The following is an 18,895-nucleotide window of genomic DNA, read 5'->3' as shown; positions in this document are numbered from 1 at the left end:
TTGCCGTCTGAACCCTGATGGGGGAAGCCAAACGCCGGGCCGAACAGGGACTGCCGCCCCGTGACAAGCCGCGCGTCAGCAAGGCCAAGGACATCGACACCTCACCCCGGATCGTCACCTGGCTGCCCCTGACCCGCAACCAGGCCTCCCGCTTCGTGGCGATCACCACCAAGGCTGCCTGGATCGGCATCGGCGGCCTGGCCCTGTTCTGGATCACTGTGCGCTTCATCGGCCCGGCGGTGGGCTGGTGGTCCCTGTCGGACGGCTGAGCAGGCTGCCGCCGTGGCGTTGAGGTGCCGGTCTGCACATACGGGCCTTAGCGCCTGGCCTGAATCGGAAGAAATTCTTATGATCTGCGGATCGTAATGGACACCTCCCATGTTTCTCCGGCTGGCCGAGCAGTACCGCTCGGCCGTTAAGGATCTGATCCTGAGCCTCCAGGCCCTGGCAGTGTCTCTGCGGAGACAGGGCCATGTGGCCACCTGCTACACCTGCGGCGATGGCCGCGACGGCCAAGGCGCCTCCTTCGTGGCCGACCTGGGCGACAACCACATGGTGCGGCTGCTCGTCTCCGATTTCGGCATCAGCTGGGTGGAATCCCGCAACGGCCAGGAGCTGGTCAAGCTGGAGGGCGCCGATGCCATCCAGGAACTCCAGCGGGTGGTGCTGGTGCTGCAGCCCAGCGAGCCCGTCGCGGCCCCCGAGGGGGCGACCGAAGCCGCCCTGGCCAAGGCCTGAGCCGGGCCCGTGTCTCCGCTGGAGCCCGGTGATCAGCCGGCGGCGGGCAACTCCTCCAACGCAGCGGCGTCTTCACCAGCCTGGGGCTTGGACGCCGCCAACTTGGCCGCCGCCGCCAGCGGCTTCATCGAGTTGGCGGTGACCTCGGAGCCCTCGGTGAGCTTCTTGCGGGTGAGCTGCTCAATCACCTCCTTCGGCCCGGGGTTCTGCTCCAGCCAGGTGATTGTGTTGTCGCGGCCCTGGCCGATGTTGTCGCCCTCGTAGCTGTACCAGGCGCCCTTGCGGGTGACCACACCCGTTTCCTCCGCCAGATCCAGCAGACAGCCCAGGGTGCTGATGCCGCGGCCGAAGAGAATGTCGAACTCGGCGATCCGGAAGGGGGGCGCCACCTTGTTCTTGGCCACCTTCACCTTGGCCCGGATGCCGTACTCCTCGGTGCCGCGCTTGAGGGTCTGGATGCGGCGGATGTCGAGCCGCACCGAGGCATAGAACTTGAGGGCGTTGCCACCGGTGGTGGTTTCCGGGTTGCCGTAGGTGACGCCGATCTTCTGGCGCAGTTGGTTAAGGAAGATCACCGTGCAGCCGGATTTGCCGATGTTGCCGGTGATCTTGCGCATGGCCTGGCTCATCAGCCGGGCCTGGCTGCCCACCGCCAGATCGCCCATCTCCCCCTCGATCTCCGCCCGGGGCGTCAGGGCCGCCACCGAGTCGACGACGACGATGTCGACGGCGGCCGAGCGCACCAGCTGGTCGACGATCTCCAGGGCCATCTCGCCGGTGTCCGGCTGGGAGACCAGCAGGTTCTCGATGTCGACCCCCAGGGCGGCGGCATAGACCGGGTCGAGGGCGTGTTCGGCATCGACGAAGGCCGCCACGCCGCCGCGCTTCTGAACCTCGGCAATGGCGTGGAGGGTGAGGGTGGTCTTGCCGGAGCTCTCCGGCCCGTAAACCTCCACCACCCTCCCCTTGGGATAGCCGCCCCCCAGGGCCAGGTCGAGGGTGAGGGCCCCAGTGGGGACCGTTTCCACCCGCATGCGGGAGGCATCCCCCAGCCGCATGATCGAACCCTTGCCGAAATTGCGCTCGATCTGGGTCAGCACCAGGCCCAGGGCCTTGTCGCGCTCCGCAGCGGCCTTGGGGTCGCCGCTGGGGGCGGCGGCGGAGACATAGGAGGTGGACGTGGAGGGAGAGCCGGAGGAAAGAGAGGCCCTGGAATCGGCAGGCATGGTGGGAATGGGTGATGGAACGGGCCGCAGCAGGCCGGAGCCGTCGAGGCGGTGGGTGGAGGAGGAGATGGGGAGCCGGAACCGGGCGCCGTCGTGCGACCTCTGGACAACCAGTGCCACCCGGAGAGGCCGGCGTATCAATGTGTAGTACGGGCGTACTCTAGCGGCTCAGGGCCATTGCGCCAGGGGGGCCTCGAAACCGGAGGGCTCCAGCCAGCGGATCCCCAGGGGGGCCAACCCCTGCCCGTCCCCCGGGCCCAGATACCCCCATGACACCAGATAGCAGCGCACGTCCTCCAGCCCCGGCGTCCGCCGCACCAGCTCCAGGGTGGGACGGCGGTCCTCCACGAACCACAGGGGCCGCTCGCCCGGATCCCGCTCGGCCAGCAGCCGCCCCAGCACCGAGGGCTTGCTGCCCTGTTCGTGGCCGTAGAGCGCCAGGGGCGTGAGGCCAGCGGCGGCCAGCAGCCGGGCGGCGAAGGCCCCACCCTTGGTGGTGAGCACAGCCCAGTCGGCCCCCTCCGCCGCCAGCCGGCCCAGGCGGGCCTCGACGCCGGGGTAGAAGCGGTGTAGGGCCAGCCAGGCGTCCAGATCGGTGGCGATCGCCTCCTGGCGCAGGTCCTCGAGCGCCCGCTGCAGCTGCTCGGTGCTCCAGCCCCAGCGCTCCAGAGCCCGGGCCAGGAAGGTGTCGTAGTCGGCCAGGGCGGCGTCGAGATCCATCTCGGGCCGCCCCAGCTCGGCCGCCATCAGCACCATCTCCCAACCCTTGTGAATCAGGGGCCGCAGCCGGGCGAAGCCCGCCGGTGCCTGCTCCGGCAGCTGCCAGGCGGCCGGGGCGCTTCGGGCGCCCTCCCCAGCCACCAAGGCCAGGGCCGCCCTCCGGGCCGACCACCAGTACTCGGCCATGCCGTCCACCAGCACGCCATCGAAATCGAACACCAGCAGAGGGCGTTCAGGCACCGGCAGGAAAGAGTAAAAAACTGGGCCGCTAGGATTCGAACCTAGGAATGTCGGGACCAAAACCCGATGCCTTACCGCTTGGCGACGGCCCAATCAACCCATGGGATGGGAAAGACGTCGGTCTGGTACCGGCGCCTTGCTAGTTACCCACAGCGGCTGGTCCTTCGTCAACTCGCCCGCGTCCACCCTGACGGCAGGCCCCCTCAGGCGGGAAAGACGCGCAGCCGCTGCTGACGGCCGCGGCCGAACACAGCACTGCGCAGCCCGTAGTGGTGCACCAGCTCGGCCTGCAGGCCCCGCACCGCTTCGCTGCGGGGCAGCAGCTCCACCGGGCGGCCCTGGGGCAGCACCACCTGCTCCACCGCCAGCCGGCATTCCTCCAGGGCCGCATGGGCGTCATCAGGGCGGACCGCAGCGGGGCTGGCCGGGTCTTCCCTTGGCGCCTCGCCGCCTCCCCCCTGGCGCCGCTCCAGCAGGCGTTCCATGGCCCGCTGCAGCTGGTGGGGGGTGTCCGACTTGATCACCAGGATCGGCAGGCCGAGGTCGCGGGCCTGGCGCCGCAGCTCCGGATCAAGGCCCAGCTGGCCGCGCACGCTCAGCACCGCATCCGCCTGCTCCGGCTCCTCCACCACCTGCACCGGCAGCTGACGGCGGCGCACCGCCTCTTCCAGCTGCTGGGCCGCCAGCCCCACCCCGAAGACCCGCAGGGCCGGAACCGCCAGGGAGGCGCTGGCCACCGTTGGCCGGGGCGCCGCAGGATCGGGCAGGGGCACCATCGCCAGGGGGGCGGGGCCCGGGCGCCGGGGGGCCGGGGCGGTGGCCCAGGCGGGCGGCGGGGCCGGGCGGAGGGGGCCCTCATCGCGCAGCACCAGGCGGCCATCACGGCCCAGTTCCCGCACCTGGGGATGGCTGAGCTGGCCGCGCAGCAGCAGGTCCACGGTGCCGGCCACATCGCGGTGCACAAGCCAGCGGTGGCGGCTGTGCATCTCCACCGCCAGGGGGAAGGTGGGCTCGGCCGCCCGTTCCAGCACGGTCTTCTGGGTGCGGCGGCGACGGGCCTCCTCGTCCCCCAGGGTCACCGACTGGATGCCGCCCACCAGGTCGCTGAGGGTGGGATTGCGGATCAGGTTGGCCAGTTCGTTGCCGTGGGCCGTGGCCACCAGCATCACGCCCCGTTCGGCGATGGTGCGGGCCGCCTGGGCCTCCAGTTCGGTGCCGATCTCATCGATCACGATGACCTCGGGCATGTGGTTCTCCACCGCCTCGATCATCACCTGGTGCTGCAGCTCCGGGCGCGCCACCTGCATCCGCCTGGCCCGCCCGATGGCGGGATGGGGGATGTCGCCGTCACCGGCGATCTCGTTGCTGGTGTCGATCACCACCACCCGACGCTGCAGGTCGTCGGCGAGCACCCGGGCGATCTCCCGCAGGGCGGTGGTCTTGCCGACCCCGGGGCGGCCCATCAGCAGCAGCGACTGCCCCGTGTCCAGCAGGTCGCGCACCATCGCCACCGTGCCGAACACCGCCCGGCCCACCCGGCAGGTGAGGCCGACCACGTCACCGGTGCGGTTGCGGATGGCGCTGATGCGGTGCAGCGTGCGCTCGATGCCGGCCCGGTTGTCGCCACCGAAGGGACCGAGACGCTGCAGCACCGCCGCCAGATCGGAGCGCTCGATGGCGTCGGCCCCCAGGGCCAGCACCCGGCCTGGATAGCGGGCCTCCGGCACCCGGCCCAGGTCGAGCACCACCTCCAGCAACCCCTCCCGTTGCTCCGGCCCCGCCAGGGCCCGCTGCACCACGGGCGGCAGCACGGCCAGCAGACGATCCAGATCGTCGCTGACCCGCTGGGCGGAGAGGGAGGGGTGGGGCGAAGGCTCCAGGGGGGCGCCGGGGGGAGCTGCCCGTTCGTTCTAGCCAGACCTCAGGGGCCGGCGACATCGCGGGCCAGCCAGGGGCCCACCAGGGCCACGGCGATCTCCAGGGCCCGGGGCCAGAGCCGGGGCAGGTCCAGCAGCCGCCGTCCCTCCGCCTGGGCCTCCAGCAGCAGGGGCTGCAACTGCCGCCGGGCTACGCCACCGAAGGCCACCCCGGCCGCCCGCGGTCCGGCGGCGGAGCGCGCCAACACGGCCAGGGTGTGGGCGTTGGTGCCACCGGCCAGCTGCAGCGGGCCCGGCGGCGCCAGCGGACCCAGCCGCTCCAGCAGCCCCACCGCCGCATGGGCCGTGCCGGCCCCCACATCCCCGCTCATCGGCCGCCCATCCAGCTGCCAGAGCGGCCGGAAGCCGGCCCCGCGCAGCAGGCGGAAACGCTGCCAGAGCTCCGTCGCCAGCCCCTCGGCCGTGGCGCCCCCCTCCAGGCCGGCGCTGACCGCCACCCTGCGCAGGGCCACACCGCTGGCGGCCAGCTGCGCCACCCGTTCGGCGAAGGCCTCCAACCGCCCGGGCTGGGTGTGCAGCTCCACCGCGTCGGGGGCCAGCTGCGCCAGCAGGGCCCCCACGGCAGCCGGCTCCAGCACCTGGCTGCGCTCCTCGATCAGCCCCAGGGGACAGGCGCTCAGGCAGCGGCCGCAGCCGTAGCAGCGCGCCGCCACGACGCCGTGTGCATCGATGGCCAGGGCGGGGCAGACCCGCTCGCAGGGCCTCGGGCAGGAGGGCGGACAGCGCCGCGCATCGAACCAGGCCTTGCGGAAGTGGGGGTCGAGGCCATCACTGAGGCTGACCATCAGCCACGGGCGCGCCGCGCCATGGGCTTCGGCCCAGGCCAGGCCGCGCCGGGTGGCGGCCACCACGGCCGGATCGGCCGCCACATCGATGCAGTGCACGCCGGCCAGGGCATGGATGCCGGCCAGATCCTCGATGGCAGCCAGATCCTGGTTGCTGGCTCCGCCGATCAGCTTCACCCAGCCCCCCCGGGCCAGGGCGTGCTCCGGGTCCCGGGCCATGGCAGCCATCGGTTTGGCAACGGGATGGGCCGATCCTGGCACCGCCTCGGGGCTCAGCCGCCCTGAGGCAGCTCCGGCGCCGCCTCGGGCTGGGCGAGCCCCAGGCGGTTCGCCAGCCAGGGTGCGGTGAACCCCTGCAGGCCCACGGTCATCAGGATCGTCAGGAACACCAGCCCCTTGAGGGCGCCGCCGCCGGGGACCTCGGCCCGGTCCAGTTCGAGGGCGAAGAGGCTGACCACCGCCGCAGTGACGATGCCCCGCGGGGCAATCCAGCTGAGCAGCGTCTTCTCCTTCCAGTCGAGGCTGGGCAGGCCCAGGCCCGTCAGCTGGATCAGCGGCCAGCGCGCCAGCATCAGGGCCACGACGCAGCCCACGCCTCCCAGGCCGAGGGGGCTCAGCTCCGCCCAGGAGACATCGGCCGCCAGCAGAGGAAACAGCACGGTGATGGCCAGCATGGCCAGCTGGCGAATCAGTGCATCGAGCTGGGTCGCGGCCGCATCGAGGCGCAGTCCCACCACCACCCCGGCGCTCACCGCCGCCGGCAAGCCCGATTCCGGCAGCAGGGCCTCACAGCCGCTGAACATCAGAAAGAGAACCCCCAGGGTGAGCTGCAGTTCGAGGCCGTTGGCTTCCGCCAGGGCAGACCCGTCCCCCCCCCTGGTCGTCGCCAGGGTGCCGAGCCGCCGCAGAGCCTCCGAAAGCAGCAGCCCCGCCAGTCCGCCGAGGGCCACCCCGCCCCCCAGCCGCAGCAACAGCCGGGAGGCCACCTCCTGCCAGCCGCCGAAATCGCCCAGGGTCACCTGGAGCAGCACCAGGCCCAGCACGGCGCTGACCGGTTCGAGGATCAGTCCTTCCGCCTCCAGAAGCTGGCCCAGCTTCGGAGCCAGGCGCAGCTGGCGCACCATCGGCGTGACCACGGTGGGACCGGTGGCCAGGGCGATCGCGCCATAAACCAGCGACAGGGACCAGGGCAGACCCGCCAGGGCGTGGGCCAACAGGGCGGCCACAGGCAGCCCCAACACCAGGCGCACCAGCACCAGCTGGAGCACCGAGCGTTGCAGGTCGCGGCCAGCCAGGCGCAGGTTGAGCCCACCATCGAAGAGCACCAGGCTCACCAGCAGACCCACCAAGGGCTCCAGGCCGGCGCCGAGGTTCTCGGGATGGACGATGTCGAAGCCGGCATGGCCCGCCAGCAGACCCATGCCCAGCAGCAGCACCACCGCGGGCTGGCCGGTGACCCAGGCCGTGGCCTGGGCGAGGGAGCCGGCGAAGAAGGCCGAACCCCAGATCAGTGCCAGCCGCTCACTCAACGCCCATGGAGTCCGCGGGACGGGCCCAGGCTATGGGCTGGACCAGCTCAGGCAGGAACGAGCTGCTCCAGCGGCTGCCAACGCAGGGCCCGGGCGCCTCCCATCTCCACCACCAGCTTCAGCCGCGGTTCGCGGCGGCAGAGGTCGCAGAGGGCGCTGAGCTCGGAGCTGCTGAGCACCTGACCCTCCAGCAGCCACAGCAGCACCGGCCCATCGCCGGCCAGCTGGGGGCCCAGCAGGGGCATCACCCGCTGCACCTCGCCCACGGCGGCCGCCCGCCCGACGCTGTGGTGGCCCAGGTGGGGCGGACGGATGCCATGCAATTGCAGGAGATAGGCCTCCGGATCGCCCAGCCCCCGGGCGGAGGTGAGGTGAGCCCGGTAGCCGGCCGCCCGCAGCCGCCGCAGCAGGCGGGTTTCGGCGCCCCCCTCCAGGGGAACGAGCAGGGCGAGGGCGCCGCAGCGCTCCAGCTCGGTGCGGAAACCACGGCCGGTCATCAGCAGAGGCATCGGGAGCTTGAAGCGGATCGCTGGCTGAGTCTGGCAGCCGGTGAGGGGCTCGGGGGGTGGTGGTGCACACCATGGGGTAGGGTTGGCTCTTGTGCTGATGATTTGTGCCCGTCCGCTAGCCGGGCCTCCAGAGAACAGCACGGGGTTTGTCACTGATGACGAACCCTTTCTGGCCCGTACGACTCCTGCCGCGCTCGTCGCAGCTGTGAGCGTCGGGATACTGCCCGAGGCCTCCACGCTTCCGGCAAGTCCCAGCCCGCTGATTCGCCTCGCTAGCCCCTGACCTTCGGGTCAATCTGCGATTCCACGAATTCAGCCCCCCGCCGCCCAGCGGGTCCTCCAAGGATTTCGGGCCTCGGCCTTCGATCCATGGCGGCTCGCCGCGGCCGTCCAGCTGGTGTTGTTCTCCCTCCCATGTCCATCGGCATTCTCGGGAAGAAGCTGGGTATGTCCCAGTTCTTCGACGAAGATGGCAAATCCATTCCGGTCACTTTGATCGAAGCGGGTCCCTGCCGCATCACCCAACTCAAGAGCGAAGCCACCGACGGTTACACCGCGGTGCAGCTCGGCTTCGGCGACATCCGCGAGAAGCTCGTCAACAAGCCCGCCAAGGGCCACCTGGCCAAATCCGGCGAGGAGCCCCTGCGGCACCTCAAGGAATACCGGCTGGAGGCCATCGACGGCCTTGAGTTGGGAGCGCCCGTCACCGTCGGTGACTTCAGCCCCGGCCAGAAAGTTGACGTCAGCGGCGACACGATCGGTCGCGGCTTCTCAGGCTTGCAGAAGCGTCACGGCTTCAGCCGTGGTCCCATGAGCCACGGTTCCAAGAACCACCGCGAACCAGGCTCCATCGGCGCCGGCACCACCCCCGGCCGGGTCTACCCCGGCAAGCGGATGGCTGGCCGTTACGGCGGCAAGCAGATCACCACCCGCGGCCTCACCATCCTCAAGGTGGATGCGGAACGCAATCTGCTGGTCGTGAAGGGCTCGGTACCCGGCAAGCCCGGCGCCCTGCTCGACATCCGCCCGGCCCGGCGGGTTGGCGTCCCCGCCGCGAACTGAGGAGAACACCCATGACTGACTGTGTGATTCGCGACTGGCAAGGCAAGGAGAGCGGCAAGGCTCCCCTCGACCTCAAGGTCGCCAAGGAAACATCCGCCAACGGCCTGCTGCACAGGGCCGTGGTGCGCCAGCTGGCCCATGCCCGTCAGGGCACCGCCAGCACCCTCACCCGCGCCGAAGTGGCCGGCGGCGGCCGCAAGCCCTACAAGCAGAAAGGCACCGGCCGGGCCCGCCAGGGCTCGATCCGCACCCCGCTGCGGCCCGGCGGTGGCGTGATCTTCGGACCCAAGCCCCGCAGCTATGCCGTGGCGATGAACCGCAAGGAGCGTCGCCTGGCCCTGCGCACCGCCCTGATGAGTCGCGTCGCGGACATCACCGTGGTGAAGGGCTTCGGCGCCGGACTCGACACCCCGAAGACCAAGGAGATCATCGCCGCCCTGTCCCGCTTCGGCATCGAGGCCGGCGACAAGGTGCTGCTGATCCTCGACGGTGCCCCCGAAGCGGTGACCCGCTCGGTGCGCAACCTCGAGAAGGTGAAGCTGATCGCCGCTGATCAGCTCAACGTGTTCGATCTGCTCCATGCCAACAAGCTGGTGCTCAGCGAAGAGGCACTGGCGAAGATTCAGGAGGTCTACGGCGATGTCTGAGCGTTTTGCAGGCCGGCTGGCGGACGTGATCCGTCGCCCGCTGATCACTGAGAAGGCCACCCGGGCCATCGAGATCAACCAGTACACCTTTGAGGTGGACCATCGGGCCGCCAAGCCCGACATCAAGGCGGCCGTCGAGCATCTGTTCGACGTCAAGGTCGTCGGCGTCAGCACCATGAATCCCCCCCGCCGCTCCCGTCGGGTGGGCCGCTTCGCCGGCAAACGCGCCCAGGTGAAGAAAGCCGTGGTGCGCCTTGCCGAAGGCAACGCCATCCAGTTGTTCCCTGAGTCCTGAGGGATCTGAAACGTCATGGCAATCCGTAACTACAGGCCCATCACCCCCGGCACCCGCACGCTGGTCGTCACCGACTTCAGCGACATCACGGGCAAGAACCGGGAACGGGGCCTGGTGGTGTCCAAGCACCGCCACAAGGGCCGCAACAACCGCGGCGTGATCACCTGCCGCCACCGCGGCGGCGGCCACAAGCGCCTCTACCGCATCGTCGACTTCCGTCGCGATAAGCACGGGGTGAGCGCCAAGGTGGCCGCGATCCACTACGACCCACACCGCAACGCCCGTCTGGCGCTGCTTTATTACACCGACGGCGAGAAGCGTTACATCCTGGCGCCCGCCAACGTGGCCGTGGGCCAGAGCGTCATCTCCGGTCCCGAGGCCCCGATCGAGAACGGCAACGCCCTGCCCCTCTCGGCCATCCCCCTGGGCTCAAGCGTTCACAACGTTGAGCTCTACGCCGGTCGCGGCGGCCAGATGGTGCGCACCGCCGGGGCGAGCGCCCAGGTGGTGGCCAAGGAAGGCGACTACGTCGCCCTCAAGCTGCCCTCCACCGAGGTGCGGCTGGTGCGCCGGGAGTGCTACGCCACCCTCGGTGAAGTCGGCAACTCCGAACAGCGCAACACCAGCCTGGGCAAGGCCGGCCGCAAGCGCTGGCTGGGGCGCCGTCCGCAAGTGCGCGGCAGCGTGATGAACCCCTGCGACCACCCCCATGGGGGCGGCGAGGGCCGGGCACCGATCGGCCGTTCCGGTCCTGTCACGCCCTGGGGCAAACCCGCCTTGGGCTTCAAGACCCGTAAGCGCAACAAGCCGAGCAACCGGTTCGTGCTGCGGAAACGACGCCGCACCTCCAAACGGAGCCGTGGCGGACGCGATTCCTGATGACCAACACCGCTCTGCTGTTCGCCTGATCCGCCATGGGACGCTCACTCAAAAAAGGTCCGTTCGTCGCCGACCACCTGCTTCGCAAGGTGGAGAGGCAGAACGCTGCCGACGACAAGACCGTGATCAAAACCTGGTCACGGGCCTCCACCATCCTGCCGATGATGATCGGTCACACCATTGCCGTTCACAACGGCAAGGCCCACGTGCCCGTCTACGTGACGGAGCAGATGGTGGGCCACAAGCTGGGCGAATTCGCCCCCACCCGCACATTCCGCGGTCACATCAAAGACAAGAAGGGAGGCCGCTGATCCGATGGCAACCACCACACCCGACACCCAGGCCCTGGCACACGGTCGCTTCATCCGCGGTTCCGTGTCGAAGGTGCGCCGGGTTCTCGATCAGATCCGGGGTCGCACCTACCGCGACGCCCTGATCATGCTCGAGTTCATGCCCTACCGCTCCACCGGCCCGATCACCAAGGTGCTCCGCTCCGCGGTCGCCAATGCCGAGCACAACCTCGGCCTCGATCCGGCCACCCTGGTCATCTGCCAGGCCAGTGCCGACATGGGCCCCTCCCTGAAGCGGTTCCGGCCCCGAGCCCAGGGCCGCGCCTTCGCCATCAAGAAACAGACCTGCCACATCAGCATTGCTGTGGCAGCGCCCACCGCCTGACCCCCGAGGACACCGCCCGATGGGACACAAGATCCATCCAACCGGCCTGCGCCTGGGGATCACCCAGGATCACCGCTCCCGCTGGTACGCCCCAAGCAAGACCTATCCCGTCCTCCTTCAGGAGGACGACCGGATCCGGTCGTTCATCAACAAGAAGTATGCCGCCGCCGGCATCAGCGACGTGCTGATCGCCCGTAAGGCCGACCAGCTCGAAGTGGAACTCAAGACCGCCCGTCCGGGCGTTCTCGTGGGCCGCCAGGGAAGCGGCATTGAGGAGCTGCGCGCCGGCATCCAGAAGACCCTCGGCGATGCCCACCGTCAGGTGCGCATCAACGTGGTCGAGGTGGAGCGGGTCGACGCTGACGCCTTCCTGCTGGCCGAGTACATCGCCCAGCAGCTGGAGAAGCGGGTGGCCTTCCGGCGCGTCATGCGCATGGCGGTGCAACGCGCCCAGCGGGCCGGGGTGCTGGGTCTCAAGCTCCAGGTGAGCGGCCGCCTCAACGGCGCCGAAATCGCCCGGACGGAATGGACCCGCGAGGGTCGCGTGCCCCTGCACACGCTCCGCGCCGACATCGATTACGCCACCAAGGTGGCCACCACCACCTACGGGGTCCTGGGCATCAAGGTCTGGGTGTTCAAAGGGGAGCTGCTTCCCGGTCAGCAAGATCAGCTGCCCGTGGGTGGAGCACCGAAACGCCGGGCCAACCGCCGGCCGCAACAGTTTGAAGACCGCTCCAACGAGGAGTGATCAGGAGGCCTGAACCATGCTGAGTCCAAAACGCGTCAAGTTCCGAAAACAGCAGCGAGGCCGTATGCGCGGCGTCGCCACGCGCGGCAACACGATCGCCTTCGGCGATTTCGCCCTGCAGGCCCAAGAGTGCGGGTGGATCACCTCCCGACAGATCGAAGCCAGCCGCCGTGCCATGACCCGCCATGTCAAGCGGGGGGGCAAGATCTGGATCCGGATCTTCCCCGACAAGCCCGTCACCATGCGACCCGCCGAAACCCGCATGGGTTCCGGTAAGGGCAACCCGGAATTCTGGGTGGCCGTGATCAAGCCGGGCCGAATTCTCTTCGAGATGGGTGGTCCCGAGATCACGCCCGAAATCGCCAAGGAAGCCATGCGTCTGGCCCAGTACAAACTGCCGGTCAAGACGAAGTTCCTTGCCCTGGCCGATCAGGTGGCAGCCGCCCCCGAACCCGCCCTCGCAGTGGAGTCCTGACCATGGCCCGTCCCACCATCACCGACGTGCGTTCGCTCAGCGACGCCCAGATCGGCGAACAGATCGACGGCGTCCGTCGCGAACTGTTCGACCTCCGCTTCCAGCAGGCCACCCGCCGTCTGGAGCAGCCGCACCGCTTCAAGGAGGCCCGCATCAAGCTGGCCCACCTGCTGACGGTGCAGGAGGAGCGTCAGCGCTCCACCGTCGCCTCCTGATTCCCCCCTCGATCCCCATGGCACTCAAGGAAAGGGTCGGCACCGTCGTCAGCGACAAGATGGACAAAACGGTGGTGGTGGCGGTGGAAAACCGCTTCCCTCACCCCATCTATCAGAAGACCGTCCGCCGCACCACCCGCTACAAAGCCCACGACGAAGCCAACAGCTGCCGCGTGGGCGACAGGGTCCGCATCACCGAGACCCGTCCCCTCAGCCGCACCAAACGTTGGGCCGTGGCCGAAGTTCTCTCCACAACCAGCGCCGGCTGAGGAACCCCCCATGATTCAGCAGGAAACTTTCCTCAACGTCGCTGACAACAGCGGCGCCAAGCGCATCCAGTGCATCCGGGTGCTCGGCACCAACCGTCGCTACGCCCACGTGGGCGATGTGATCGTGGCCGCCGTCAAGGACGCCATGCCCAACATGGGCGTCAAGAAGTCGGATGTGGTCAAGGCCGTGGTGGTGCGCACCCGGGCCACACTGCGCCGTGACACCGGCAACGCCATCCGCTTCGACGACAACGCCGCGGTGATCCTGGGCAACGACAACAACCCCAAGGGCACCCGGGTCTTCGGTCCGGTCGCCAGGGAGCTGCGTGAGCGCAACTTCACCAAGATCGTGTCCCTCGCTCCGGAGGTGATCTGACATGGCCGCCGCAACCCCCAAAGCCAGGCCCGTCGAGCGCATCAAGATGCGCATCCGCAAAGGTGACACCGTCCAGGTGATCGCCGGCAAGGATCGGGGCAAGACCGGCGAGGTGCTCCGCACCCTGCCCAACGAAAACCGTGTCGTGGTGCAGGGCATCAACCTGCGCACCCGCCACGTCAAACCCGCCCAGGAAGGCGAGACGGGCCGCATCGTCACCGAGGAAGCGTCCCTGCATGCCTCCAACGTGATGCTGTATTCCACCGCCAACAAGGTCGCCAGCCGGGTGGGGATCGTCGTCCAGGACGACGGCAGCAAGAAGCGCCGTCTCAAGAAGACCGGGGAGGTGATCGACTGACCGCCCCCCACCGCGTCGCCCCCCACGCCCCACCGCGCGACGTCCCCCCCGCTCCGCGTCCCTGCTCCCCTCCCCCGTCCGCCTTCTGACCACGTCCAGAAGCGCACCACCATTCCCCCGTCATGTCACTCAAACAGCGCTACCGGGAGACGATCCAGCCGAAACTGCTGAAGGATCTCAACCTCTCCAACGTCCACGAGGTTCCCAAGGTGGTCAAGGTCACCGTCAACCGGGGCCTCGGTGAAGCCGCCCAGAACGCCAAGTCCCTCGAGGCTTCGATCACCGAACTGGCGACCATCACCGGTCAGAAGGTGGTGGTGACCCGCGCCAAGAAGGCCATCGCCGGCTTCAAGATCCGCCAGGGCATGCCGATCGGCGTGGCCGTCACCCTGCGGGGCGAGCGGATGTATGCCTTCCTGGAGCGTCTCATCCACCTGGCGCTGCCACGCATTCGCGACTTCCGCGGCGTGAGCCCCAAGAGCTTCGACGGCCGGGGCAACTACACCCTGGGGATCCGGGAGCAGATCATCTTCCCCGAGATCTCCTTCGACAAGATCGATGCCATCCGGGGGATGGACGTCACGATCGTGACCAACGCCCGTAACGACGAAGAGGGCCGGGCCCTCCTCCGCGAAATGGGAATGCCGTTCCGCAATACCTGAGCCCCCTCCCGGACACGACCATGGCCAACCACGACCCAGTTTCAGACATGCTCACCCGCCTTCGCAACGCGAGTGAGAAGCGCCACGAGCGCACCAAGATTCCCGCCTCGCGGCTTATCCGCAGCATCGCCAACGTGCTGCAACAGGAAGGCTTCATCGCCACCATCGCTGAAGAAGGCGAAGGCGTGCAGCGCCAGCTGGTGCTTGAGCTGAAATACAGCGGCAAGCACCGCCAGCCCACCATCCGCTCCGTGCAGCGGGTGAGCAAGCCCGGTCTGCGCATCTACAAAAACACCCGCCAGCTGCCCAAGGTGCTGGGCGGCCTCGGCGTGGCGATCATCTCCACCTCCCGGGGTGTGATGAGCGACCGTGATGCCCGCAAGCAGGGCGTCGGCGGCGAAGTGCTCTGCTACGTCTACTGATCCCAGGAGTTGTTCCATGTCTCGTATCGGTAAAGCCCCGATCCCCATTCCCGACAAGGTCACCGTCAGCCTCAATGGCTTGGCGGTCACCGTGAAGGGACCCAAAGGGGAACTCAGCCGCGTTCTCCCGGAGGGCGTCAGCGTCAGCCAGGACGGCGGCACGGTGGTGGTGAGCCCCACCAGCAGCCACCGTCGCTCCCGCGAGCGCCACGGCCTCAGCCGCACCCTCGTCGCCAACATGGTGGAAGGGGTCAGCCAAGGCTTCACCCGCAAGCTCGAGATCATCGGTGTCGGCTACCGCGCCCAGGTCCAGGGGCGCAAGCTCGTGGTCAGCGCCGGCTACAGCCACCCGGTGGAGATGGTCCCCCCCGAAGGGGTCACCTTCTCGGTCGAGAACAACACCTCGGTCTTCGTCTCCGGCCCCGACAAGGAGCTGGTGGGCAACGAGGCGGCCAAGATCCGCGGCATTCGTCCCCCCGAGCCCTACAAAGGCAAAGGCATCAAGTACGAAGGTGAGCGGATTCTGCGCAAGGCCGGCAAGACCGGCAAGAAATGAGGTCTGCTCGAGCGTCATCCGTCTGATCCCCCATGTCTACCCTCTCCCGCAAACAGCAGACCCAGAAGCGTCACCGCCGCCTGCGTCGTCTGCTCTCCGGCACCGCCAGCCGTCCCAGGCTGGCGGTGTTCCGCTCCAACAATCACATCTACGCCCAGGTCATCGACGACGACGCCCAGAGCACCCTCTGCGCTGCGTCCACCCTCGACAAGGACCTGCGCACCAGCGTCCAGGCCAGCTCCACCTGTGACGCCTCCGTCGCCGTGGGCCAGCTCGTCGCCCAGCGCGCCCTCGCCAAGGGCATCCAGCAGGTGGTCTTCGATCGCGGCGGCAACCTGTACCACGGCAGGGTCAAGGCCCTTGCTGACGCCGCCCGGGAAGCGGGCCTTCAGTTCTGATCCCTGCTCTCACCATGACCGAAACCAACGACCAGATCCAGACCGGCGCCGTACCTGCGGCCTCCGACGTCCCCGCCGCTGCTGAAGGCCAGCAGGAGCAGCGCCGGGGCGGCGGTGGCGGCCGCGGCGATGCCAAGGGCGACCGCCGGGGCGGCGGCGGCGGCCGTGGCCGCGACAACCGCCGCGGCCAGGAACGCGACTCCGAATGGCAGGAGCGGGTGGTGCAGATCCGCCGTGTCTCCAAGACCGTCAAAGGCGGCAAGAAGATGAGCTTCCGGGCCATCGTCGTCGTCGGCAACGAGCGCGGCCAGGTGGGCGTGGGCGTCGGTAAGGCCGGCGATGTCATCGGCGCCGTCCGCAAGGGCGTGGCCGATGGCAAGAAACATCTGGTCAAGGTGCCCCTCACCCGCAACAGTTCGATCCCCACCCTCAGCAACGGCCGCGACGGCGCCGCCAGCGTGCTGATCCGCCCGGCTGCCCCCGGTACCGGGGTGATCGCGGGCGGTTCGATCCGCACCGTGCTCGAACTGGCCGGTATCAAAAACGTGCTGGCGAAGCGGCTGGGCTCCAAGACCCCGCTCAACAACGCCCGCGCCGCCATGCAGGCCCTCGAAGGCCTGCGCACCCACAAGGAGACCGCCAAGGAGCGGGGCATCTCCCTCGAGCAGATTTACTCCTGAGGCCCGCCATGACGTCCTTCTCTCTCAACAACCTCCAGCCCCAGAAGGGGTCCCGCAAGCGCAAGCTGCGCAAGGGTCGCGGCATCGCCGCCGGCCAGGGCGCCAGCTGCGGCTTCGGCATGCGTGGCCAGAAGTCCCGCTCCGGCAGCCCCACCCGCCCCGGCTTCGAGGGTGGCCAGATGCCCCTTTACCGCCGGATTCCGAAGCTCAAGCACTTCCCGGTCATCAACCCCACCCACTACACCGTGATCAACGTGTCACGGCTGGGTGAGCTGAAGGCGGGCAGCAGCGTCAGCCTCGACTCCCTGGAGCAGGCCGGTCTGGTCACCAGCCCCCGCTACCCGCTCAAGGTGCTCGGCAATGGTGAACTCACGGTGAAACTGACGGTCCAGGCCGCCGCCTTCACCGCTTCGGCCCGCGCCAAGATCGAAGCCGCCGGCGGCAGCTGCGAAGTCATCGACTGAGCCCGGGCCGTTGCCCTGCCTCCAGCCCGGAGCCGTCTGCCCGTAGCCTTGTGCTGCGGCAGGCGGCTCCGGTCGTATCGACCCGTTCCATCCACTCCCGACATCACCATGCTCCTCAGCAGGGGGCGCAATCCGAGCGCCGCTGAAATCCTCGTCCAGCTGGTCCAGTCGAAGGGCCTGCGGGATCGGGTGCTCACCACCCTGGGCCTGCTGCTGCTGGTGCGACTCGGCATCTACATCCCGGTGCCAGGCATCGACCGGGTGGCCTTCCAGGACTTCATCCGCCAGGGCGGCCAGCTGATCGGCTTCCTGGACATCTTCACCGGCGGCGGCCTCTCCACCCTGGGGGTGTTCGCCCTGGGCATCCTGCCCTTCATCAATGCCTCGATCATCATCCAGCTGATGACGGCGGCCCTGCCCCAGCTCGAGGAGCTGCAGAAGAACGAAGGCGAGGCCGGCCGACGCAAGCTGGCCCAGATCACCCGCTATGTGGCCCTCGGCTGGGGCATCCTGCAGAGCGTCGTTTTTGCCCTCATCTTGCGGCAATACGCCCTGCCGGGCCTGCCGGAATGGTTGTTCGTCGTCCAGACAAGCCTGGCCCTGGTCACCGGTTCGATGGTGGTGATGTGGGTCAGCGAGGTGATCACCGAACGGGGCATCGGCCAGGGGGCCTCCCTGGTGATCTTCATCAACATCGTGGCCACCCTGCCCAAGGCCCTGGGCTCCACCATCCAGCTGGCCCAGAGCGGTGACCGGGCCACGGTGGGCGGCATCGTCGTCCTCGTGCTCGTCTTCCTGGTGACGATCGTGGGGATCATCTTTCTTCAGGAAGGCAGTCGCCGCATCCCGATCGTGAGCGCCAAGCGCCAGGTGGGCGGTGCCAGCACCCTGGCCTCGCGCCAGAGCTACCTGCCCCTGAAGCTCAACGCCGGCGGCGTCATGCCGATCATCTTCGCCTCGGCGGTGGTGTTCCTGCCGCTCACCATCGCCAACCTCACCAAAAGCGCCTGGCTGATCCGGGTGGCGGGCTATCTCAACCCCACCAGCAGCACCCCCTGGGTCTATGCGTTGGTGTACTTCGCCCTGATCTGCGGCTTCGCCTTCTTCTACGCCTCCCTCACCGTCAACCCGGTGGACATCGCCACCAACCTGAAGCGCTCCGGCGTCGCCATCCCCGGGGTGCGCCCCGGCTCGGCCACCGCCGACTACCTCTCCGGGGTGTCCAACCGGCTCACCCTGCTGGGGGGGCTGTTCCTCGGGGCCATCGCGATCATCCCCTCGGCCGTCGAAGGCGCCACCCAGGTGCGCACCTTCCAGGGCCTGGGGGCCACCTCCCTGCTGATCCTGGTGGGCGTGGCCATCGACACCGCCAAGCAGGTCCAGACCTACGTGATCTCCCAGCGCTACGAAGGACTGGTCCGGCAGTAGGCCCCTTTCCCCCGTCTCCTCTTCCATGAAACAGCGACTCCTCTTCCTCGGCCCCCCCGGCGCCGGCAAGGGCACCCAGGCCGAGCGTCTGGCCGAACACCAGCAGCTGCTGCACCTCTCCACCGGTGAACTGCTGCGGGCGGAGGTGAAGGCCGGCAGCGCCCTCGGCCAGGAGGCGGAAGCGGTGATGGCCCGCGGCGAGCTGGTCAGCGATGCCCTGGTGCTGGCCATCGTGCGCAGCCGCCTGGAGGGGCACCAGGGGGGCTGGCTCCTGGATGGTTTTCCCCGCAACCTGGCCCAGGCGGAGGCCCTCGACGGGCTGCTGGCCGAGCTCGACCAGCGCATCGAACGGGTGCTGCTGCTGGAGCTGGAGGACGGGGTGCTGATCCAGCGCCTGCTCTCCCGCGGCCGGGCCGACGACAACGAAGCGGTGATCCGCCATCGCCTGGTGGTGTACCAGGAGCAGACCGCCCCCCTGATCGACCACTACCGCCAGCTGGGCCTGCTCCGCAGCGTTGAAGCCTCCGGCACGGTGGCGGAGATCGGGGAGAGGATCGTAGCCAGCCTGATGGACTGATGTGATAGGATAGCTGTTTGCAAAT

28 protein-coding genes and 1 tRNA gene are annotated in these 18,895 nt (G+C 68.8%); 22 read left to right on the top strand and 7 right to left on the bottom strand.

Features of this window, described 5'->3' with window-relative positions; genetic code table 11:
- The first annotated feature begins 17 nt into the window (after positions 1-17).
- Positions 18-269 (top strand): DUF2839 domain-containing protein, encoded by a 252-nt coding sequence (locus KBZ33_RS07160; protein WP_254951757.1) that lies wholly within the window; start codon positions 18-20, stop codon positions 267-269.
- A gap of 109 nt (positions 270-378) precedes the next feature.
- Positions 379-738, top strand: a complete 360-nt coding sequence (locus KBZ33_RS07155; RefSeq protein WP_254951755.1) for a DUF1815 family protein — start codon at positions 379-381, stop codon at positions 736-738.
- A gap of 32 nt (positions 739-770) precedes the next feature.
- Here KBZ33_RS07155 and recA read toward each other — a convergent pair whose 3' ends face one another.
- The 7 genes from recA to KBZ33_RS07120 all read right to left on the bottom strand — a co-directional run bounded on the left by recA (position 771) and on the right by KBZ33_RS07120 (position 7,684).
- Entirely contained in the window at positions 771-1,964 is a 1,194-nt protein-coding gene (gene recA, locus KBZ33_RS07150) for a recombinase RecA (protein WP_254951848.1), read from the bottom strand.
- A gap of 168 nt (positions 1,965-2,132) precedes the next feature.
- Positions 2,133-2,924 carry an HAD family hydrolase gene (locus KBZ33_RS07145; RefSeq protein ID WP_254951754.1) on the bottom strand — a complete coding sequence of 264 codons (792 nt, stop codon included), beginning with the start codon at positions 2,922-2,924 and terminating at the stop codon, positions 2,133-2,135.
- Between the two features lie 20 nt (positions 2,925-2,944).
- A tRNA-Gln gene (locus KBZ33_RS07140) sits at positions 2,945-3,016 on the bottom strand.
- A 111-nt stretch (positions 3,017-3,127) separates the two neighbouring features.
- Positions 3,128-4,735 (bottom strand): AAA family ATPase, encoded by a 1,608-nt coding sequence (locus tag KBZ33_RS07135; protein ID WP_254951752.1) that lies wholly within the window; start codon positions 4,733-4,735, stop codon positions 3,128-3,130.
- 110 nt (positions 4,736-4,845) lie between these two features.
- Positions 4,846-5,865: an LdpA C-terminal domain-containing domain gene (locus KBZ33_RS07130; protein ID WP_254951750.1), complete on the bottom strand. Its 1,020-nt coding sequence runs from the start codon at positions 5,863-5,865 to the stop codon at positions 4,846-4,848.
- A 53-nt stretch (positions 5,866-5,918) separates the two neighbouring features.
- The gene (locus KBZ33_RS07125) at positions 5,919-7,175 is read right to left on the bottom strand and encodes a sodium:proton antiporter (protein ID WP_254951748.1); all 1,257 of its coding nucleotides are present in this window, start codon (positions 7,173-7,175) and stop codon (positions 5,919-5,921) included.
- A 47-nt stretch (positions 7,176-7,222) separates the two neighbouring features.
- Positions 7,223-7,684, bottom strand: coding sequence for an NAD(P)H-quinone oxidoreductase subunit N (locus KBZ33_RS07120; RefSeq protein ID WP_254951746.1), 462 nt, complete (start codon positions 7,682-7,684; stop codon positions 7,223-7,225).
- A 414-nt stretch (positions 7,685-8,098) separates the two neighbouring features.
- On the opposite strand from KBZ33_RS07120, the gene rplC reads away from it, so the two are divergent.
- From rplC to KBZ33_RS07020, 20 genes are all read left to right on the top strand, one after another.
- Positions 8,099-8,746: a 50S ribosomal protein L3 gene (rplC, locus tag KBZ33_RS07115; protein ID WP_254951744.1), complete on the top strand. Its 648-nt coding sequence runs from the start codon at positions 8,099-8,101 to the stop codon at positions 8,744-8,746.
- Between the two features lie 11 nt (positions 8,747-8,757).
- Positions 8,758-9,393 carry a 50S ribosomal protein L4 gene (rplD, locus tag KBZ33_RS07110; protein ID WP_254951742.1) on the top strand — a complete coding sequence of 212 codons (636 nt, stop codon included), beginning with the start codon at positions 8,758-8,760 and terminating at the stop codon, positions 9,391-9,393.
- Complete coding sequence (locus KBZ33_RS07105) at positions 9,386-9,688, top strand: 50S ribosomal protein L23 (protein ID WP_094586023.1); 303 nt, start codon at positions 9,386-9,388, stop codon at positions 9,686-9,688. The genes rplD and KBZ33_RS07105 overlap by 8 nt, the downstream gene beginning before the upstream one ends.
- Before the next feature lie 15 nt (positions 9,689-9,703).
- Positions 9,704-10,567 (top strand): 50S ribosomal protein L2, encoded by an 864-nt coding sequence (gene rplB, locus KBZ33_RS07100; protein WP_254951740.1) that lies wholly within the window; start codon positions 9,704-9,706, stop codon positions 10,565-10,567.
- Positions 10,568-10,602: 35 nt separating this feature from the next.
- Entirely contained in the window at positions 10,603-10,878 is a 276-nt protein-coding gene (gene rpsS / locus KBZ33_RS07095; protein ID WP_216902559.1) for a 30S ribosomal protein S19, read from the top strand.
- A gap of 4 nt (positions 10,879-10,882) precedes the next feature.
- Positions 10,883-11,242: a 50S ribosomal protein L22 gene (rplV, locus tag KBZ33_RS07090; RefSeq protein ID WP_254951737.1), complete on the top strand. Its 360-nt coding sequence runs from the start codon at positions 10,883-10,885 to the stop codon at positions 11,240-11,242.
- A gap of 19 nt (positions 11,243-11,261) precedes the next feature.
- A complete protein-coding gene (gene rpsC / locus KBZ33_RS07085) occupies positions 11,262-11,990 on the top strand; it encodes a 30S ribosomal protein S3 (RefSeq protein ID WP_254951735.1) in 729 nt (242 codons plus the stop codon).
- A gap of 16 nt (positions 11,991-12,006) precedes the next feature.
- Positions 12,007-12,465: a 50S ribosomal protein L16 gene (gene rplP / locus KBZ33_RS07080; RefSeq protein WP_254951733.1), complete on the top strand. Its 459-nt coding sequence runs from the start codon at positions 12,007-12,009 to the stop codon at positions 12,463-12,465.
- 2 nt (positions 12,466-12,467) lie between these two features.
- Positions 12,468-12,680: a 50S ribosomal protein L29 gene (gene rpmC, locus KBZ33_RS07075; RefSeq protein WP_254951732.1), complete on the top strand. Its 213-nt coding sequence runs from the start codon at positions 12,468-12,470 to the stop codon at positions 12,678-12,680.
- Positions 12,681-12,697: 17 nt separating this feature from the next.
- A complete protein-coding gene (rpsQ, locus tag KBZ33_RS07070; RefSeq protein WP_015109409.1) occupies positions 12,698-12,949 on the top strand; it encodes a 30S ribosomal protein S17 in 252 nt (83 codons plus the stop codon).
- Between the two features lie 10 nt (positions 12,950-12,959).
- On the top strand, positions 12,960-13,325 hold the full coding sequence (gene rplN, locus KBZ33_RS07065; RefSeq protein WP_015109410.1) for a 50S ribosomal protein L14: 366 nt from the start codon (positions 12,960-12,962) through the stop codon (positions 13,323-13,325).
- A 1-nt stretch (position 13,326) separates the two neighbouring features.
- Positions 13,327-13,683, top strand: a complete 357-nt coding sequence (rplX, locus tag KBZ33_RS07060) for a 50S ribosomal protein L24 (RefSeq protein WP_254951731.1) — start codon at positions 13,327-13,329, stop codon at positions 13,681-13,683.
- Between the two features lie 122 nt (positions 13,684-13,805).
- Positions 13,806-14,345 (top strand): 50S ribosomal protein L5, encoded by a 540-nt coding sequence (gene rplE / locus KBZ33_RS07055; protein WP_254951729.1) that lies wholly within the window; start codon positions 13,806-13,808, stop codon positions 14,343-14,345.
- A 20-nt stretch (positions 14,346-14,365) separates the two neighbouring features.
- Positions 14,366-14,767, top strand: coding sequence for a 30S ribosomal protein S8 (gene rpsH, locus KBZ33_RS07050; protein WP_254951727.1), 402 nt, complete (start codon positions 14,366-14,368; stop codon positions 14,765-14,767).
- A gap of 16 nt (positions 14,768-14,783) precedes the next feature.
- Positions 14,784-15,323 (top strand): 50S ribosomal protein L6, encoded by a 540-nt coding sequence (rplF, locus tag KBZ33_RS07045; protein ID WP_254951725.1) that lies wholly within the window; start codon positions 14,784-14,786, stop codon positions 15,321-15,323.
- Positions 15,324-15,355: 32 nt separating this feature from the next.
- The gene (gene rplR, locus KBZ33_RS07040; RefSeq protein WP_254951723.1) at positions 15,356-15,721 is read left to right on the top strand and encodes a 50S ribosomal protein L18; all 366 of its coding nucleotides are present in this window, start codon (positions 15,356-15,358) and stop codon (positions 15,719-15,721) included.
- Positions 15,722-15,735: 14 nt separating this feature from the next.
- Positions 15,736-16,401 (top strand): 30S ribosomal protein S5, encoded by a 666-nt coding sequence (gene rpsE / locus KBZ33_RS07035; RefSeq protein WP_254951721.1) that lies wholly within the window; start codon positions 15,736-15,738, stop codon positions 16,399-16,401.
- 8 nt (positions 16,402-16,409) lie between these two features.
- Positions 16,410-16,865 (top strand): 50S ribosomal protein L15, encoded by a 456-nt coding sequence (gene rplO / locus KBZ33_RS07030; RefSeq protein WP_254951719.1) that lies wholly within the window; start codon positions 16,410-16,412, stop codon positions 16,863-16,865.
- A gap of 108 nt (positions 16,866-16,973) precedes the next feature.
- The gene (secY, locus tag KBZ33_RS07025) at positions 16,974-18,293 is read left to right on the top strand and encodes a preprotein translocase subunit SecY (RefSeq protein WP_254951718.1); all 1,320 of its coding nucleotides are present in this window, start codon (positions 16,974-16,976) and stop codon (positions 18,291-18,293) included.
- 25 nt (positions 18,294-18,318) lie between these two features.
- Positions 18,319-18,870, top strand: coding sequence for an adenylate kinase (locus KBZ33_RS07020; RefSeq protein WP_254951716.1), 552 nt, complete (start codon positions 18,319-18,321; stop codon positions 18,868-18,870).
- The last annotated feature ends 25 nt before the right edge of the window (positions 18,871-18,895 follow it).

The sequence above is a fragment of the Cyanobium sp. Cruz-8D1 genome (assembly GCF_024345975.1).
Taxonomy (GTDB): Bacteria; Cyanobacteriota; Cyanobacteriia; order PCC-6307; family Cyanobiaceae; genus Cyanobium.
The sequence above is the reverse complement of the archived record's forward strand: the minus strand, read 5'-3'. Positions and strand labels throughout refer to the sequence as shown.

Excerpts from the sequence above, each read along its gene's own strand:
- rplR (WP_254951723.1), top strand. The coding sequence starts at position 15,356 with ATGTCTACCCTCTCCCGCAAACAGCAGACCCAGAAGCGTCACCGCCGC.
- KBZ33_RS07160 (WP_254951757.1), top strand. The coding sequence starts at position 18 with ATGGGGGAAGCCAAACGCCGGGCCGAACAGGGACTGCCGCCCCGTGAC.
- secY (WP_254951718.1), top strand. The coding sequence starts at position 16,974 with ATGCTCCTCAGCAGGGGGCGCAATCCGAGCGCCGCTGAAATCCTCGTC.
- rplX (WP_254951731.1), top strand. The coding sequence starts at position 13,327 with ATGGCCGCCGCAACCCCCAAAGCCAGGCCCGTCGAGCGCATCAAGATG.
- KBZ33_RS07020 (WP_254951716.1), top strand. The coding sequence starts at position 18,319 with ATGAAACAGCGACTCCTCTTCCTCGGCCCCCCCGGCGCCGGCAAGGGC.
- rplV (WP_254951737.1), top strand. The coding sequence starts at position 10,883 with ATGGCAACCACCACACCCGACACCCAGGCCCTGGCACACGGTCGCTTC.
- rpsC (WP_254951735.1), top strand. The coding sequence starts at position 11,262 with ATGGGACACAAGATCCATCCAACCGGCCTGCGCCTGGGGATCACCCAG.
- rplD (WP_254951742.1), top strand. The coding sequence starts at position 8,758 with ATGACTGACTGTGTGATTCGCGACTGGCAAGGCAAGGAGAGCGGCAAG.
- rplN (WP_015109410.1), top strand. The coding sequence starts at position 12,960 with ATGATTCAGCAGGAAACTTTCCTCAACGTCGCTGACAACAGCGGCGCC.
- KBZ33_RS07105 (WP_094586023.1), top strand. The coding sequence starts at position 9,386 with ATGTCTGAGCGTTTTGCAGGCCGGCTGGCGGACGTGATCCGTCGCCCG.
- rpsE (WP_254951721.1), top strand. The coding sequence starts at position 15,736 with ATGACCGAAACCAACGACCAGATCCAGACCGGCGCCGTACCTGCGGCC.
- rplF (WP_254951725.1), top strand. The coding sequence starts at position 14,784 with ATGTCTCGTATCGGTAAAGCCCCGATCCCCATTCCCGACAAGGTCACC.
- rplC (WP_254951744.1), top strand. The coding sequence starts at position 8,099 with ATGTCCATCGGCATTCTCGGGAAGAAGCTGGGTATGTCCCAGTTCTTC.
- rplP (WP_254951733.1), top strand. The coding sequence starts at position 12,007 with ATGCTGAGTCCAAAACGCGTCAAGTTCCGAAAACAGCAGCGAGGCCGT.
- rpsH (WP_254951727.1), top strand. The coding sequence starts at position 14,366 with ATGGCCAACCACGACCCAGTTTCAGACATGCTCACCCGCCTTCGCAAC.
- rpmC (WP_254951732.1), top strand. The coding sequence starts at position 12,468 with ATGGCCCGTCCCACCATCACCGACGTGCGTTCGCTCAGCGACGCCCAG.
- rplO (WP_254951719.1), top strand. The coding sequence starts at position 16,410 with ATGACGTCCTTCTCTCTCAACAACCTCCAGCCCCAGAAGGGGTCCCGC.
- rplE (WP_254951729.1), top strand. The coding sequence starts at position 13,806 with ATGTCACTCAAACAGCGCTACCGGGAGACGATCCAGCCGAAACTGCTG.
- KBZ33_RS07130 (WP_254951750.1), bottom strand. The coding sequence starts at position 5,865 with ATGGCCCGGGACCCGGAGCACGCCCTGGCCCGGGGGGGCTGGGTGAAG.
- recA (WP_254951848.1), bottom strand. The coding sequence starts at position 1,964 with ATGCCTGCCGATTCCAGGGCCTCTCTTTCCTCCGGCTCTCCCTCCACG.
- rplB (WP_254951740.1), top strand. The coding sequence starts at position 9,704 with ATGGCAATCCGTAACTACAGGCCCATCACCCCCGGCACCCGCACGCTG.
- rpsQ (WP_015109409.1), top strand. The coding sequence starts at position 12,698 with ATGGCACTCAAGGAAAGGGTCGGCACCGTCGTCAGCGACAAGATGGAC.
- KBZ33_RS07120 (WP_254951746.1), bottom strand. The coding sequence starts at position 7,684 with ATGCCTCTGCTGATGACCGGCCGTGGTTTCCGCACCGAGCTGGAGCGC.
- KBZ33_RS07155 (WP_254951755.1), top strand. The coding sequence starts at position 379 with ATGTTTCTCCGGCTGGCCGAGCAGTACCGCTCGGCCGTTAAGGATCTG.
- rpsS (WP_216902559.1), top strand. The coding sequence starts at position 10,603 with ATGGGACGCTCACTCAAAAAAGGTCCGTTCGTCGCCGACCACCTGCTT.